This is a genomic window from Pseudomonas sp. FW305-3-2-15-E-TSA4 (assembly GCF_058787295.1).
Window position 1 is genome coordinate 38,617 of sequence record NZ_JBYSZP010000028.1, and the last position, 14,961, is coordinate 53,577.

General features: G+C 58.8%; 15 protein-coding genes. 10 read left to right on the forward strand and 5 right to left on the reverse strand.

Annotated features, from left to right (window positions below; all coding sequences use genetic code 11):
* Positions 1-4: 4 nt before the first annotated feature.
* Positions 5-856, forward strand: a complete 852-nt coding sequence (locus AC3WMV_RS27210) for a ChaN family lipoprotein (protein ID WP_103367319.1) — start codon at positions 5-7, stop codon at positions 854-856.
* A gap of 226 nt (positions 857-1,082) precedes the next feature.
* On the opposite strand, the gene AC3WMV_RS27215 is transcribed toward AC3WMV_RS27210, so the two are convergent.
* The 4 genes from AC3WMV_RS27215 to AC3WMV_RS27230 form a co-directional block, all read right to left on the reverse strand.
* Positions 1,083-1,883, reverse strand: a complete 801-nt coding sequence (locus AC3WMV_RS27215) for a Crp/Fnr family transcriptional regulator (protein ID WP_103367320.1) — start codon at positions 1,881-1,883, stop codon at positions 1,083-1,085.
* A 16-nt stretch (positions 1,884-1,899) separates the two neighbouring features.
* Entirely contained in the window at positions 1,900-2,172 is a 273-nt protein-coding gene (locus AC3WMV_RS27220; RefSeq protein ID WP_003228231.1) for a TfoX/Sxy family protein, read from the reverse strand.
* Positions 2,173-2,459: 287 nt separating this feature from the next.
* On the reverse strand, positions 2,460-2,804 hold the full coding sequence (locus AC3WMV_RS27225; protein ID WP_007963914.1) for a pentapeptide repeat-containing protein: 345 nt from the start codon (positions 2,802-2,804) through the stop codon (positions 2,460-2,462).
* Between the two features lie 91 nt (positions 2,805-2,895).
* The gene (locus AC3WMV_RS27230) at positions 2,896-4,452 is read right to left on the reverse strand and encodes a bifunctional aminoglycoside phosphotransferase/ATP-binding protein (protein ID WP_103367321.1); all 1,557 of its coding nucleotides are present in this window, start codon (positions 4,450-4,452) and stop codon (positions 2,896-2,898) included.
* Positions 4,453-4,568: 116 nt separating this feature from the next.
* On the opposite strand from AC3WMV_RS27230, the gene mrcB reads away from it, so the two are divergent.
* Genes mrcB through AC3WMV_RS27245 form a run of 3 tightly spaced genes read left to right on the forward strand, consistent with a single transcriptional unit; the run spans position 4,569 to position 8,000 of the window.
* The gene (gene mrcB, locus AC3WMV_RS27235; protein WP_103367322.1) at positions 4,569-6,893 is read left to right on the forward strand and encodes a penicillin-binding protein 1B; all 2,325 of its coding nucleotides are present in this window, start codon (positions 4,569-4,571) and stop codon (positions 6,891-6,893) included.
* Between the two features lie 16 nt (positions 6,894-6,909).
* Complete coding sequence (locus tag AC3WMV_RS27240; protein ID WP_096797538.1) at positions 6,910-7,665, forward strand: tetratricopeptide repeat protein; 756 nt, start codon at positions 6,910-6,912, stop codon at positions 7,663-7,665.
* Positions 7,665-8,000 (forward strand): YqcC family protein, encoded by a 336-nt coding sequence (locus AC3WMV_RS27245; protein ID WP_103367323.1) that lies wholly within the window; start codon positions 7,665-7,667, stop codon positions 7,998-8,000. Before AC3WMV_RS27240 ends, AC3WMV_RS27245 begins: the two co-directional genes overlap by 1 nt.
* Positions 8,001-8,094: 94 nt before the next feature.
* Here AC3WMV_RS27245 and AC3WMV_RS27250 read toward each other — a convergent pair whose 3' ends face one another.
* The gene (locus AC3WMV_RS27250; RefSeq protein ID WP_103367324.1) at positions 8,095-8,511 is read right to left on the reverse strand and encodes a DUF4124 domain-containing protein; all 417 of its coding nucleotides are present in this window, start codon (positions 8,509-8,511) and stop codon (positions 8,095-8,097) included.
* A gap of 399 nt (positions 8,512-8,910) precedes the next feature.
* Between AC3WMV_RS27250 and AC3WMV_RS27255 the strand changes: the two genes are divergently transcribed.
* The 6 genes from AC3WMV_RS27255 (at position 8,911) to msrQ (ending at position 14,886) form a co-directional block, all read left to right on the forward strand.
* The gene (locus AC3WMV_RS27255; protein ID WP_027614081.1) at positions 8,911-10,635 is read left to right on the forward strand and encodes an acetolactate synthase 3 large subunit; all 1,725 of its coding nucleotides are present in this window, start codon (positions 8,911-8,913) and stop codon (positions 10,633-10,635) included.
* A 2-nt stretch (positions 10,636-10,637) separates the two neighbouring features.
* Entirely contained in the window at positions 10,638-11,129 is a 492-nt protein-coding gene (gene ilvN / locus AC3WMV_RS27260) for an acetolactate synthase small subunit (RefSeq protein ID WP_003205610.1), read from the forward strand.
* Positions 11,130-11,177: 48 nt separating this feature from the next.
* On the forward strand, positions 11,178-12,194 hold the full coding sequence (ilvC, locus tag AC3WMV_RS27265; protein ID WP_007959661.1) for a ketol-acid reductoisomerase: 1,017 nt from the start codon (positions 11,178-11,180) through the stop codon (positions 12,192-12,194).
* A gap of 146 nt (positions 12,195-12,340) precedes the next feature.
* Positions 12,341-13,198 (forward strand): CDP-diacylglycerol--serine O-phosphatidyltransferase, encoded by an 858-nt coding sequence (gene pssA, locus AC3WMV_RS27270; RefSeq protein WP_027614080.1) that lies wholly within the window; start codon positions 12,341-12,343, stop codon positions 13,196-13,198.
* Positions 13,199-13,261: 63 nt separating this feature from the next.
* Positions 13,262-14,275: a protein-methionine-sulfoxide reductase catalytic subunit MsrP gene (msrP, locus tag AC3WMV_RS27275; RefSeq protein WP_027614079.1), complete on the forward strand. Its 1,014-nt coding sequence runs from the start codon at positions 13,262-13,264 to the stop codon at positions 14,273-14,275.
* A complete protein-coding gene (msrQ, locus tag AC3WMV_RS27280; protein WP_097089177.1) occupies positions 14,275-14,886 on the forward strand; it encodes a protein-methionine-sulfoxide reductase heme-binding subunit MsrQ in 612 nt (203 codons plus the stop codon). The genes msrP and msrQ overlap by 1 nt, the downstream gene beginning before the upstream one ends.
* The last annotated feature ends 75 nt before the right edge of the window (positions 14,887-14,961 follow it).

Consider the following 14,961-nt stretch of genomic DNA (forward strand, 5'->3'; position numbering starts at 1 on the left):
TGGTATGCGCGGGATCTGGTTGTTAGCCGTATTGTGGCTTGCGGGGTGTCAGCATGCTGCTGCGCCGCCACCGGTCCGCGGTGAGATACGCGATCTGCACAGCGGCCAGGTGTTGACGGCGCAAGAACTGCTGACGCATCTGGCCAAGCCGCAACAGCTGATCATTGGCGAGCAACATGACAACGCCGATCATCACGCTGTGCAGTTATGGCTGTTGCAGGCGCTGGGTGAGCAGCGGCCCCAAGGCAGCCTGCTTTTGGAGATGCTCACGCAGGATCAACAGCCGAAGGTTGATCAGGTTCGTCATGCGGGAACGCCGCCTAGCGATCTTCCCGCCGCGTTGGCCTGGCAGGATGGCTGGGACTGGAATTTCTATGGACCGATCATTCGGTTCGCCCTCACGCAAGGCTATCCGCTGTTGGCGGCCAATCTGGACGACAGTGAAATCCGCGCTGTCTATCGTCAGCCGCCAGCCCTGAACGGTGTCCGCAGCAATGCGGCCTCGGTGAAAGCCAGGCTGTTTGAGCAGATCAGCGATTCACATTGCGGCTTGCTGCCCAAATCACAGATGCCGGCGATGCTCGCGGTTCAGCAACAGCGCGATCGACGCATGGCCGAACGTTTGCTGGCAGCGCCGATGCCAGCCTTGCTGCTGGCGGGTGCCTGGCATGCGCGCAAGGATGCTGGCGTGCCGCTGCATGTGCTGGATCTGGGCGCAGCCCAAGCGCCAACGGTGCTGATGCTGGCCGAGCAGGGCGCCGAGGTGACTGCGGCGATGGCCGATTACGTCTGGTACACCCCGGCCACGCCCGCGCAGGATTACTGCGCACAGATGCGCAAACAGTTCGGGCAATGACTTTTCCACAGGCAAAAAAAGACCCGGTAAAAACCGGGTCAAATAACCGTGATTAGCCTGATGAGGAGATAATCTGAGAGTCCGAACCAAGGGCTTTTCAGAATATCGACTGATCTCGCGACCAGTTGTGATAATCATAGCGATTCTCATTAGCGAGTCAACCACTGTTTTTCCATTCGCGTGATTTAGTCGTGCAAATGGCCGGAATGTCCCGGAAACAGGGGGCTTAACGCGCAGCCTTGATCGCACTCAGTTGCGTGATCTGTTGATTGAGCTGGCCAATACGCCGGGCCATGCTCTCAATCAGGCTGTGGGCAATCTTCGGATTGTTGCGGGTCATGCTCAGAAACTGCTCGCCTGGAATCAGCATCACCGTGCTTGGCTCGTGAGCGATGACAGTGGCATTGCGCGGTTCACCGGTGAACACCGCCATGGCGCCGAAAATCTCGTCCTTGGGCACGTCGCCAACCTTGTGTCCATCCACGAACGCTTCGGCATGCCCATCGATGATCACGAAGACGTGATCGGCGGCATCGCCCTGCTGGATCAACACCTCACCGCTTTCGACCCGTTTGAAGCCATTGGTGCTGCGAAACTCCCGTGGCTTCAGTTCGGCCACCGCGTGAGCCAGCAGCGCCATCTGCCCCAGCAGATACTCAAGCCATTGCTCGGCCCGGCCCGGCTCGGCGTACAAATGCTGGAACAAATCGGTTCGCCGATAGGGCAACAAGCGCAATGGCCCTTCGCTGCGCAGTCGGCAATCGGCCCAGGCGTCACCTTGCTGTAGACCGAGCAGATCGCCTTCCTGCCAGTAAAACAGCGCACGACCGCCGATATAGCCGTGGATCACGCCTTCTGTCAGCAGAAACAGCTGATCGTGTGGGAGCTGCTCCATCAGGTCGTCAGAGATTTCTGGCTCAAAGGCTGGCCCGCACGGCGCAAGGCCTTCCAGCCAGCGCGCGGGCAAGCTCTGCAAACGATTGATCAGTGCATCGACCGGTGCCGATTGTTCCCCGAGCAGATACATGGCCGTCAGCGCCTGTTCAGTTCTTGTGGCGCGAGGAAATGGCTTCGAGCTGCTTGTTCAAGGCGTCTTTGCGTTCGGCCGGGATGTCGTTCCAGTGCACATCCATCAGCGCCCCTTCGATCGCGTACAACAACACCTTTGATGCGCGAAACCCGCGGGTACGCACGGCCCGATAGGCGTCCACCGCCCCCAGGCGACGCAAGTCCGAGGCGCTGTGGATGCCCACGGCATGCAGCCACTGCGCCGACGTCTTGCCAAGATTCTTCAGGTGTTGCAGTTCATCATTCATCAAGCCTCCTTGCGACGGCCGAATGGTGCGTGGGCGATCTTCTCAGGAGTGTAGCCATCAGTAGGAAAAGCGTGGTTGTTTGGTCGGATTAGACGCAAACGCTACTAAGAAAGGCGATGAGATCTGGCGAATGCGATAGTAAGGAATGTGACGCATACAACTGTAGGAGTGAGCCTGCTCGCGATAGCGGCGTAACAGCCGACATCCATTTTGAATGTCAGTCGGCTATCGCGAGCAGGCTCACTCCTACAAGGGGAGGGTGTTGTGTCAGGGGCTGCCGATGGTGCTCAGCGTGTGCGATAGCGCAGGCGAGTGCCGAAATTCATCGACATCAGGATCTCGTCCGCACTCAGTTCCGGCGGGAAGTACGCGCCGGAAATCTGCGCATGGGCCAGGCTCGCGCCTTCGAGCGATGAATTACGGAAATCGATGCCACGCAAATCGGCAGAGCGGAAATAGGCGTCCCGGAAATCCACGCCATCGGCGTTCAGTTCACGCAAGTCGAGACCACGGAAGTCGCCACCGACCATGTCGATCGGGCCGTCGTTCGGGCGTTCCTTGTTGAAGCCTGCGATGTCGTCTTTGTGCAGCAGGGCATAAAGCGGGGTGTCGAGAAGTTTCGGCTGGCTCATGTCACATCACCTGTTGGTTTTATGACGCCAGTATAGTGCCACTATTTGACGGCCGTGAAGCAAGCGAGGGCTTCACGGCCGAAATAGTTTCTTACAGGCCTGGCAGGCGCTGGCGGATCTGTGCGACTACGGTGTCGAGGGTCCCGCTTTCATTGGTCTGTACGCGTTTGCTGCGCAGAATTTCTTCTGGCGTCAGCGCTTCGCGGCTGGCCTGCTGGGCCTCGATGACCACCAGCGTGGCGTCGGAAGGATCCTTCTTGTCTGCCTGACGAATCGCCAGCCAGCTCTCGATCACGGCTTGCGGTGCGTTGCAGTCGAGGATCAGGAACGGCGTGCCGGTGGCTTCGGCGACTTGAGCGGCGTTGTCGCGTTGCTCGCGCTTGAGGTAGGTCGCATCGATCACTACCGGGAAACCGGCGTGCAGAATCACTCCGGCAATCTCATGCAGGCGGGCATAGGTGGCAACGCTGGCGTCGGCGCTGTAAATCCCCGCCTGCACGTCGTTGGCTACGGTTTGCTCGCCGAACAGGCGCTTGCGCTCGACGTCGGAACGCAGGCGAATCGCGCCCAGCGCTTCGACCAGACGCATCGCCACGTGGCTCTTGCCGACAGCCGATACGCCGTGGGTGATGGCCATGAAGCGCGATGGAATGGTGCTGTAGCTTTCCGCCAGGTTGGCGTAGTTGCGGTACTGGCGCAGGGTGGTGGCGCGCTGCACCGGGGTGGCGTCCGCCGGCATGCTGAACAGTGCAACTTTTGCGCGAACCAGTGCGCGGTAGGCTTTATAGAAGTTCAGCACTTCCAGGCCTTGATAGTCGCCGGTCAGCTCCAGGTACTGGCTGATGAAGCGGCGGGCGAGGGATTTCAGGCCACGGTCTTCCAGGTCCATCGCCAGGAAACCGGTGTCGGCCCAGACGTCGGTGAAGCGGAACGGTTCGTTGAACTCGATGCAGTCGAAGATCACCACTTTGCCATTGATGACAGTGGCGTTGCCCAGGTGAATGTCACCGTGGCATTCGCGAGTGAAACCCTCGGCCTTGCGCTGGCTGAACAGTGCCTTGAGACGATCGAAGCTGCTTTCGGCCCAGGCTTGCAGGGCTTCGAGTTGCAGCAGATCGTTTTTGTCGCTGAGGAACGGCAGGATCTGCTCGAAGTTCTGGCGCACCGGGGCCATCACGCTGTCCGGGGTCCCGGCCTCGTGTTCGGCCGGGACTTTTGGCGCACTGAGGTGGAATTTGGCGATCTGCTCGGCCATTTCATCAATGTGCTGGGTGGTCAACTCACCGTTGGCTTGCAGGGTGCTGAGCAGGCCGGTCTGCGGGAATTGACGCATCTTCAGCACATATTCGATCACCGGGCCGTCGCCACCCAGTTGTGGCGCCTCGACGCTGCCGGTCACCGGCAACACGTCCAGATACAAATCATCGGTCAGACGTTGGTTCAGACGCAGTTCTTCAGCGCAGAAATGTGCGCGGGATTCGAGGCCGGTGAAGTCAAGGAAGCCGAAATTCACTGGCTTCTTCACTTTATAAGCAAACGGGCCGGTGAGGATCACCCACGAGATATGGGTTTCGATGACCTGGAACCCTTCGACGGGGTGCGGGTAGAGGGCCGGGTTTTGCAGGGCAGCGATCAGGGACTGGCTCACGGGCGATCCTTCAGAGACTGGGAAATTCGAGGTCGCCATTATGGCCGCTCGCCAGCCTGACGCAAACCTCGGAGCGCTCCTGTTGAGTATGAATAAAGTGCGTATAATCCGCCGCCATGACTCGAACTCGATCCCCCCGTACCAAGAAAAAACCAGTCTCCAAGGGCCTCAGCCCATGGTTGAGCTGGGCCATTAAACTCAGTCTGGTCGGCCTTGTGGTGCTGGCCGGCTTCGCCGTTTACCTCGATGCCGTGGTGCAGGAGAAGTTCTCCGGCAAGCGCTGGACCATCCCGGCCAAGGTATACGCGCGTCCGCTTGAGCTGTTCGTCGGACAAAAGCTCAGCAAGGAAGATTTCCTCACCGAGCTCGATGCCTTGGGCTATCGCCGCGAAGCCGTGAGCAATGGCCCCGGCGCTGCCGCCGTCAACGGCAATACCGTTGATCTGAATACCCGCGGCTTCCAGTTCTATGAAGGCCTGGAAAAAGCCCAGCCAGTACGCGTGCGTTTCTCTGGCGACTATGTGGCCGAGCTCTCCGGGCTCAATGGCGGAAAATTGTCCGTGGTGCGGCTCGAGCCGCTGATGATCGGCGGCATTTACCCGAAAAACCTTGAAGACCGCATCCTGATCAAGCTCGATCAGGTGCCACCGTACCTGCTGGAAACCCTGGTAGCGGTGGAAGACCGCGACTATTACAGCCACTGGGGCGTGTCGCCGAAATCGATTGCCCGGGCCATCTGGGTCAACACCTCTGGCGGCAAGATGACTCAGGGCGGCAGTACGCTGACCCAGCAACTGGTGAAGAACTTCTACCTGACCAACGAGCGCAGCCTGAGCCGCAAGCTCACCGAAGCGATGATGGCGATGTTGCTGGAGCTGCACTACGACAAGAAGGAAATTCTTGAGGCCTACCTCAACGAAGTCTTCGTCGGGCAGGACGGTCAGCGTGCGGTGCATGGCTTTGGTCTGGCCAGTCAGTTCTTCTTCGGTCAGCCACTGTCCGAGTTGAAACTGCATCAGGTAGCGTTGCTGGTCGGCATGGTCAAAGGTCCGTCCTACTACAACCCGCGCCGCAACCCCGAGCGTGCGCTGGAGCGGCGTAACCTGGTGCTCGACGTGCTTGAGCAGCAAGGCGTGGCGACTGCCGAACAGGTTGAAGCGGCGAAGAAAATGCCCTTGGGCGTGACCACGCGCGGCAAGCTTGCCGACAGCTCGTTCCCGGGCTTTATCGATCTGGTCAAACGCCAGTTGCGCGAAGACTATCGCGACGAGGACTTGACCGAAGAAGGCTTGCGGATCTTCACCAGTTTCGACCCGATTCTGCAGATGAAGGCCGAAGCGTCGGTGAATGACACCTTCAAACGGCTGGCTGGACGCAAGGGCTCCGATGACGTGGAAGCGGCGATGGTCGTGACCAACCCGGAAACCGGCGAAGTGCAGGCGATGATCGGTAGTCGTCAGGCCAGTTACGCCGGTTTCAACCGGGCGCTGGACGCCGTGCGGCCGATCGGTTCCCTGGTCAAGCCAGCGGTGTATCTGACCGCACTGGAAAAACCGAGCCGTTACACGCTGACCAGTTGGCTGTCGGATGATCCGCTGTCGATCAAAGGCGCGGACGGCCAGGTGTGGAAGCCACAGAACTACGACCGTCGCTCCCACGGCACAGTCTTCCTCTATCAAGGGCTGGCGCATTCGTACAACCTGTCGACCTCGCGCCTGGGTCTGGAAGTCGGTGTGCCGAATGTGCTCAAGACCCTTGCGCGTCTGGGCGTGACCCGGGAATTCCCCGCGTTCCCGTCGATGTTGCTGGGTGCTGGCGGCATGACCCCGATCGAAGTGGCGACCATGTATCAGACCCTCGCCAACGGTGGTTTCAATACGCCGATGCGCGGGATTCGCAGTGTGCTGACCGCCGAGGGCGAGCCGCTCAAGCGTTATCCGTTCCAGATCGAGCAGCGTTTCGATCCGGCGTCCATCTACCTGATCCAGAACGCCATGCAGCGGGTGATGCGTGAAGGTACCGGCAGCTCGGTTTATAACGTGCTGCCCAAGACCCTGACGCTGGCCGGCAAGACCGGTACCAGTAACGATTCGCGTGACAGCTGGTTCGCCGGTTTCAGTCAGGATCTGCTGGCCGTGGTCTGGCTGGGTCGCGACGACAACGGCAAGACCCCGTTCACCGGGGCGACCGGTGCATTGCAGGTCTGGACCAGTTTCATGCGCAAGGCCGATCCGCTGCCGCTGGACATGCCACAGCCGGACAACATCGTGCAGGCGTGGGTCGATTCGCGTACCGGGCAAGGCTCCGATGCCAACTGTCCGGGGGCGGTGCAGATGCCGTATATTCGCGGCAGCGAACCGCCACCCGGCGCCGCGTGTGCAAGCGAAACGCCTGCCTCGCCGGAGTCGGTGATGGATTGGGTCAAGGGCTGGATGAATTAAGCAAAGAGGGTTTCAAGTGAACAAGTGGTTGATTCCGGCGGTGACTGCCGTGGCTTTGCTCAGTGGCTGCTCTACCGTACAGCGTGGTTCGATCCCGGTGGTGGACGCCGGCACAGCCGTGTCCAACAGCGAACGGCTGTCGGCCAACGGCGGTTTCCGCAAGACGACGGTCACACGCCCAGTCCAGGGCCAGGCGCAATCCCAGGCCATCCCGCAAGGCGATACCGGCGTGGTGGTGATGGTGCCGGGTGGTGGCGCCACAACATCGGCGCCGATCAGCTCCTCGCCGATCGTGCCGGGCCCGGCCTCCGGCGGAATCACCGCAGGGCCGTACAACCCGTCGCCGGTCGAGTCGGCACCGATCAACTCCGGCAGCTACAGCATGCCTTCGACGCCAAGCGGGATTCCTTCGGCCAGCAGTGGCGGTGGTCTGTCGGCGGACGAACAGCTCGATGGCCCGGTTCTCGCCTTGCTGACCACTGCGCAACAGCAGCAGGCCGGTGGCGACCTCAACGGTGCGTCTTCCAGTCTGGAGCGCGCTCAACGCGTTGCCCCGCGTGAGCCGCAAGTGCTCTATCGTCTGGCGCAAGTACGCATGGCTCAAGGTGATGCGCCACAGGCCGAGCAGTTCGCCCGTCGTGCACTGACCATGGCCAACGGTCGTCCGGACTTGCAGGCCAACCTATGGGAGATCATCGCGCAGTCCCGTGAGAAACAAGGCGATTCCGCCGGCGCAGCGCTGGCTCGTCAGAAGGCCAAGGTTTCGCTGTGATGGATTCCCGGTTCCCGAAAATCGCTGATCAGTTGCTGTTGATCGAGCGCGAACTGCGCACGCAGGGTTGGTGGGATGACGTTCAGCCATCGGCCGAAGCCCTGAGCAGTGTCGAACCGTTTTCGGTCGACACGCTGGATTTCGAGCAATGGCTACAATGGATCTTCCTGCCGCGGATGAAGATGATCCTTGAGCAGGACTTGCCGTTGCCCAATGCTTCGGGCATTCAGGAAATGGCTGAAATGGTCTTCGCCCAGCGTAATCTGCAGGGCAAGGATCGACAGCTGCAGGTGCTGCTCAAAGAGTTTGACCTGCTGATCACCGCCTCGCGCTAAGCCTCAGTAGGAGCTGCCGCAGGCTGCGATCTTTTGATCTTGCTTTTGAAAACAGCATCAAAAGATCGCAACCTGCGGCAGCTCCTACAGGTGCTTATTCGCAGTTCTGCGCAATCTGCTTCTGCGCTTCGACAATGCGCTCCTGCCGCTGCGCATCATCCAGCCGTCTTAATTGTCCTTCCACTTCCTCCCTCAACCGCGGATTGTTCTGCAATTGCGCCAGGTTCGTCCGTGCCTGTTCGCAAAATGCCTTGAGCTGCGCCTGCTGCTCCGCCACCTGTTTCTTCACCTTGTCGTCGATGGCTTTCTGATCGCCCAGCGCACCACTGCCAGGCATGGCGGCAGGTTTCGTTGGGGGCGAGGAGGGCGTCCGCACAGTCGTCGCCGGCAGCCCTTGCGGTGGCTGCGCATCGAAGTGCGTGACGCCCTGGGCATCTACCCATTTGTAGATTTGAGCGGCCGAGCACCAGGGGCTGAGGCCGATCAGCAGAGTTAACAGAAGCGTTCGCATGCTGATTCCTTGGCAAAATTGCGCAATTGACGCTAACAGAGTAGCTGTTTTCAGGTTTTTTCTTGCGTTCTCATGTGCTTACCCACAATTAAGCACATTGACGGCTTGACTTGGAGAGGGCGAAACAGAAGAATCCAAAGTCCGCTGTAGAGGGACTGCCAGAAGCAGACCCACTCGGTAGATCATGAGGCGCATATCCGCGTCGACCTGTTACACCCGCAACGCGTTACCTCGCGCTGGGTGGGAAAGGCCCGCAACACTTGGGACGATCCCAATACTTGCTCAGTCAGTGCTGACGTAGTCGGCGACCACCGTCGCTCATGCTCTGCCGAGAAGTAAACCTATTAAGACCCGCCCCTTTTGTGTGGACGGTATTCTGGCGTTTTAGAGGTGAACAACGTGGAGCTTTTATCTGGCGGTGAGATGCTCGTCCGCTTCTTGCGTGACGAAGGCGTCAAATATATCTACGGGTACCCGGGTGGTGCTCTTCTTCATGTTTACGATGCCCTGTTCAAAGAACCGGAAGTGACCCACATCCTGGTTCGTCACGAACAAGCGGCTACCCATATGGCTGACGGCTATGCCCGTGCCACCGGTAAAGCCGGCGTGGTATTGGTGACATCAGGTCCTGGCGCCACAAACGCCATCACCGGTATCGCCACCGCCTATATGGATTCGATTCCAATGGTGATCATTTCCGGTCAGGTGCCAAGCACCATGGTCGGCACCGACGCGTTCCAGGAAACCGACATGATCGGTATCTCCCGGCCGATCGTGAAGCACAGCTTCATGATCAAGCACGCCTCGGAAATCCCGGAAGTCATGAAGAAGGCCTTCTACCTGGCGCAATCCGGTCGTCCGGGCCCGGTCGTGGTCGATATCCCGAAAGACATGACCAACCCGGCCGAGAAGTTCGAATACATCTTCCCGAAAAAAGCCAAGCTGCGTTCCTACAGCCCGGCCGTCCGCGGCCACTCCGGGCAAATCCGCAAGGCGGCAGAAATGCTCCTGGCAGCCAAACGCCCAGTGCTCTATTCCGGTGGCGGCGTGATCCTCGGCAACGGTTCCGCACCGCTGACCGAACTGGCGAAAATGCTCAACCTGCCAGTGACCAACACCTTGATGGGCCTGGGCGGTTTCCCTGGCACCGACCGGCAGTTCATCGGCATGCTCGGCATGCACGGCAGCTACACCGCCAACCTGGCGATGCACCATGCCGACGTGATCCTGGCTGTCGGCGCGCGTTTCGATGACCGTGTGATCAACGGCGCGGCGAAGTTCTGCCCGAACGCCAAGATCATCCACATCGACATCGACCCGGCTTCGATCTCCAAGACCATCAAGGCCGACGTGCCAATCGTTGGCCCGGTGGAGAGCGTCCTGACCGAAATGGTCGCGATCCTCAAGGAAATCGGTGAGACCCCGAACAAGGAGTCCGTTGCCAGTTGGTGGAAGCAAGTCGATGAGTGGCGTGGTGATCGCGGCCTGTTTCCTTATGAAAAGGGCGACGGCAGCCTGATCAAACCGCAGACCGTGATCGAGACCCTGTGCGAAGTGACCAAGGGCGATGCCTTCATCACCTCCGACGTGGGCCAGCACCAGATGTTCGCGGCGCAGTACTACACGTTCAACAAGCCGAACCGCTGGATCAACTCCGGTGGTCTGGGCACCATGGGCTTCGGTTTCCCGGCGGCCATGGGCATCAAGTTGAGCTTCCCGGATGACGACGTTGCCTGCGTCACCGGTGAAGGCAGCATCCAGATGAACATCCAGGAGCTGTCGACCTGCCTGCAATATGGCTTGCCGGTGAAAATCGTCATCCTGAACAACGGTGTTCTGGGGATGGTTCGTCAGTGGCAGGACATGAGCTATGGCAGCCGCCACTCGCACTCTTATATGGAGTCGCTGCCTGACTTCGTCAAACTGGCTGAAGCCTACGGTCACGTCGGCGTGCGCATCACCGATTCGAAGGATTTGAAGTCGAAGATGGAAGAGGCGTTCGCCATGAAAGATCGTCTGGTGGTGATCGATATTTCGGTCGATACCAGCGAGCACGTCTATCCGATGCAGATCAAAGACGGCTCCATGCGCGATATGTGGCTGAGCAAGACGGAGCGTACTTAATCATGCGGCACATTATTTCCCTGCTTCTGGAAAACGAACCCGGCGCTTTGTCTCGCGTAGTCGGCCTGTTCTCGCAGCGCAACTACAACATTGAAAGCCTGACGGTGGCGCCAACCGAAGACCCGACGCTGTCGCGTCTGACGCTGACCACTGTCGGCCACGATGAAATCATCGAGCAGATCACCAAAAACCTGAACAAGCTGATCGAAGTGGTCAAGCTGGTGGACCTGTCGGAAAGCGCTCACATCGAGCGCGAGCTGATGCTGGTCAAGGTCAAGGCCACTGGCGCCCAGCGCGCCGAGATCAAACGCACCACCGATATTTACCGTGGACAGATCGTCGACGTCAGCGCCAGCGTGTATACCGTTCAACTGACCGGTACCAGCGACAAGCTCGACAGCTTCATTCAGTCCATCGGCACCGCATCGATTCTGGAAACTGTCCGTAGTGGCGTGACCGGCATTGCCCGCGGCGACAAAGTACTCAGCATCTAAACCAAATTAGCGAATGGCCTGAACGGCCTGGATATATAGGGGAAATTCATGAAAGTTTTCTACGATAAAGACTGCGACCTGTCGATCATCCAGGGCAAGAAAGTTGCCATCATCGGTTACGGTTCCCAGGGCCACGCCCAAGCGTGCAACCTGAAAGATTCCGGTGTCGACGTAACCGTCGGTCTGCGTAAAGGTTCGGCTACCGTTGCCAAAGCCGAAGCTCACGGCCTGAAAGTGACCGACGTGGCCGCCGCTGTTGCCGGCGCCGACCTGGTCATGATCCTGACCCCGGACGAATTCCAGTCCCAGCTGTACAAGAACGAAATCGAGCCGAACATCAAGAAAGGCGCCACCCTGGCCTTCTCCCACGGTTTCGCGATCCACTACAACCAGGTTGTTCCGCGTGCCGACCTCGACGTGATCATGATCGCGCCGAAAGCGCCGGGTCACACCGTGCGTTCCGAGTTCGTGAAGGGCGGCGGTATCCCTGACCTGATCGCGATCTACCAGGACGCTTCGGGCAACGCCAAAAACGTTGCACTGTCCTACGCAGCTGGCGTGGGTGGCGGTCGTACCGGCATCATCGAAACCACCTTCAAGGACGAGACCGAAACCGACCTGTTCGGCGAACAAGCCGTACTGTGCGGCGGTACCGTTGAGCTGGTGAAAGCCGGTTTCGAAACTCTGGTTGAAGCTGGCTACGCGCCGGAAATGGCCTACTTCGAATGCCTGCACGAACTGAAGCTGATCGTTGACCTCATGTACGAAGGCGGTATCGCCAACATGAACTACTCGATCTCCAACAACGCCGAATACGGCGAGTACGTGACCGGTCCGGAAGTGATCAACGCCGAATCCCGTCAGGCCATGCGCAACGCCCTGAAACGTATTCAGGACGGCGAATACGCCAAAATGTTCATCAGCGAAGGCGCGACCGGCTACCCTTCGATGACCGCCAAGCGTCGTAACAACGCCGCTCACGGTATCGAAATCATCGGCGAGCAACTGCGCTCCATGATGCCGTGGATCGGTGCCAACAAGATCGTCGACAAAGCCAAAAACTAAGTCGTCATCCTTGTACGAAAAACGCGGCCTCGGCCGCGTTTTTTCGTTTGAAACCGATGGTTCTGGTATAAAGCTGCATCGTTTGTGGCCGAACCGTCGTCACAGGCACCTGTCGAAACTTTCCAAACCGTTGCAAGGTAATGTCCATGAGCGAACGTCCCGAAGAGCCGAACCAGGCTTCTGACGCCGAAAGCCTGCTGCCCATCGATGAACATGTCGAGGAAGGGCACGACGCGGAAGGCCGTAAAGTCCGGCATCGTGGTATCTATCTGCTGCCGAATCTATTCACCACTGCGAACCTGTTCGCAGGGTTTTATTCCATCATCAACTCGATGAGTGCCCAGGCTGCCTTGAGCGCCGGTGACTCTGCGAATGCGAGCAAGTATTTCGCCTTCGCCGCGATCGCGATTTTCGTGGCCATGGTGCTCGATGGTCTTGATGGCCGTGTAGCGCGCATGACCAATACGCAAAGTGCCTTCGGCGCCGAGTATGACTCGTTGTCGGACATGGTCGCGTTCGGTGTAGCGCCGGCGCTGCTGGCCTTTGGCTGGGCATTGGGCGACATGGGCAAGGTCGGCTGGATGGTCGCCTTCATCTATGTCGCCGGTGCAGCATTGCGTCTGGCGCGTTTCAATACCCAGGTCGGTACGGCGGACAAGCGCTATTTCATTGGTCTGGCCAGCCCGGCGGCTGCAGGCGTGGTGGCGGGTATCGTCTGGGCGTTCAGCGATTACGGCATTCAGGGTTCGAAGATGTCGTTCCTGGTCGCCTTGATGGTGGCGGCTGCCGGCATGTTGATGGTCAGCAACATCAAGTACAACAGCTTCAAGGAGCTGGACTTGAAGGGGCGCGTGCCGTTCGTGGCGATCCTCGCCGTGGTGCTGGTGTTCGCCGTGGTGTTCAGCGATCCACCGCGAATTCTACTGCTGGTGTTCCTCGGTTACGCCGCTTCCGGCCCTGTGCAATACCTGTTGCGTCTTCGTCGTCACAAAAACGCCGAATGATGTAATTTCCCGCATACTCCGCAGTCTATGGGTGCATCTGTCCTCCAAAACTGCGGAGTTGCCATGCTGATCAAAATCCCCAAAGCGTCCGACTGCCATGAGTCGGATGTCACGCCTGAATCCATTTATCTTTCTCGTCGCCAATTGCTCGGAGCTACCGCTGCCGGTATCGCCGTGAGCAGCCTGCCGCGTTGGGCCACTGCCGGGGATGCGTCGCGTTATGTCGATGTCGAGCCGGGCAGGGCGCCTGCCTGGTTTGCTGAGAAGCTCCCTTCTACCAAGTGGGGCGCCGTCAACGTCAAGGATGAGGCGATCACGCCTTATAAAGACGCGACCCATTACAACAACTTCTATGAGTTCGGCACCGACAAGGGTGATCCGGCGGCCAATGCCGGTTCGCTGAAAACCGAGCCGTGGAGCGTTGTCGTCGATGGGGAAGTGGGTAAGCCCGGGCGTTACGCGCTGGAAGACTTCATGAAGCCGTACCAGTTGGAGGAACGTATCTATCGCCTTCGCTGTGTTGAGGCGTGGTCGATGGTCATCCCGTGGATCGGCTTTCCGATCTCTGCGCTGCTCAAACAGGTCGAACCCACCTCCAACGCCAAGTACATTCGCTTTGAGACTCTGCAGGATCCCAAAAGCATGCCGGGTCAGCGCTCAGGTTTCGCCCTGATCGACTGGCCATATGTAGAAGGCCTGCGCCTGGACGAGGCGATGAGTCCGCTGGCGATTCTGGCGGTTGGCATGTATGGCCGTGAGTTGCCGAATCAGAACGGTGCGCCGCTGCGCCTGGTAGTGCCGTGGAAGTACGGCTTCAAGAGTGTGAAGTCCATCGTGCGTATAAGTCTGGTCAGCGAGCAACCGAAAACTACCTGGCAGAGCATCGCGGCAGATGAGTACGGGTTTTATGCCAACGTGAATCCGACGGTTGATCACCCGCGCTGGACTCAGGCACGGGAGCGGCGTCTGCCGAACAGTCTGTTCAAGCCGAATGTGCGTGATACACAGATGTTCAACGGCTATGCGGATGAAGTCGCTTCTTTATATACAGGGCTCGATCTGCGGAAGAACTACTGATGCGATATCCGTTCTGGCGTGTAGGCGTTTTTATCGCTGCGGCGATTTGGCCATTGCTCTGGTTTTATCAAGCGTTCGCCGATTTGCTCGGGCCGGATCCTGGCAAAGTCCTGGTTGATCGATTGGGGCTGGGGACGTTGGTATTGCTGTTGATTACATTGAGCATGACGCCGTTGCAGAAATTGACGGGGTGGGCGGGCTGGATTGCTGTGCGCCGTCAGTTGGGACTTTGGTGTTTTGCCTATGTGGTTCTGCATTTGTTCAGCTATATGGCGTTTATCCTCGGCTTCGACTGGTCGCAGTTGGGCGTGGAGTTGCGTAAGCGGCCGTACATTATTGTGGGGACGTTGGGTTTCCTTGGTCTGTTGGCGTTGGCGGTGACTTCCAATCGCTACAGTCAGCGCCGTTTGGGTGTGCGCTGGAAGAAATTGCATCGGTTGGTGTATGTGATTCTGGGGCTGGGATTGCTTCATATGTTGTGGATCGTGCGTGCTGATCTCAAGGAGTGGGCGATCTATGCCTTTGTGGGGGCGGCGCTTTTGCTGCTGCGGGTGCCTGCCGTTGCGCGTCGAATTCCGCGCTTGCTGACTAAAAAGCAGGTTTTGCAATAAAACTGAAATTAACGGTTGACGGCAGATTCAGGAGGTCTATAATTCGCCCCACTTCCGGCGCAGTCGAAACGGAAA

Coding starts and splice junctions, on each gene's coding strand:
- AC3WMV_RS27210 (WP_103367319.1), top strand. CDS start 5: ATGCGCGGGATCTGGTTGTTAGCCGTATTGTGGCTTGCGGGGTGTCAG.
- AC3WMV_RS27215 (WP_103367320.1), bottom strand. CDS start 1,883: ATGTATCTGCTCGGGGAACAATCGGCACCGGTCGATGCACTGATCAAT.
- AC3WMV_RS27220 (WP_003228231.1), bottom strand. CDS start 2,172: ATGAATGATGAACTGCAACACCTGAAGAATCTTGGCAAGACGTCGGCG.
- AC3WMV_RS27225 (WP_007963914.1), bottom strand. CDS start 2,804: ATGAGCCAGCCGAAACTTCTCGACACCCCGCTTTATGCCCTGCTGCAC.
- mrcB (WP_103367322.1), top strand. CDS start 4,569: ATGACTCGAACTCGATCCCCCCGTACCAAGAAAAAACCAGTCTCCAAG.
- AC3WMV_RS27245 (WP_103367323.1), top strand. CDS start 7,665: ATGGATTCCCGGTTCCCGAAAATCGCTGATCAGTTGCTGTTGATCGAG.
- AC3WMV_RS27250 (WP_103367324.1), bottom strand. CDS start 8,511: ATGCGAACGCTTCTGTTAACTCTGCTGATCGGCCTCAGCCCCTGGTGC.
- ilvN (WP_003205610.1), top strand. CDS start 10,638: ATGCGGCACATTATTTCCCTGCTTCTGGAAAACGAACCCGGCGCTTTG.
- ilvC (WP_007959661.1), top strand. CDS start 11,178: ATGAAAGTTTTCTACGATAAAGACTGCGACCTGTCGATCATCCAGGGC.
- pssA (WP_027614080.1), top strand. CDS start 12,341: ATGAGCGAACGTCCCGAAGAGCCGAACCAGGCTTCTGACGCCGAAAGC.
- msrP (WP_027614079.1), top strand. CDS start 13,262: ATGCTGATCAAAATCCCCAAAGCGTCCGACTGCCATGAGTCGGATGTC.
- msrQ (WP_097089177.1), top strand. CDS start 14,275: ATGCGATATCCGTTCTGGCGTGTAGGCGTTTTTATCGCTGCGGCGATT.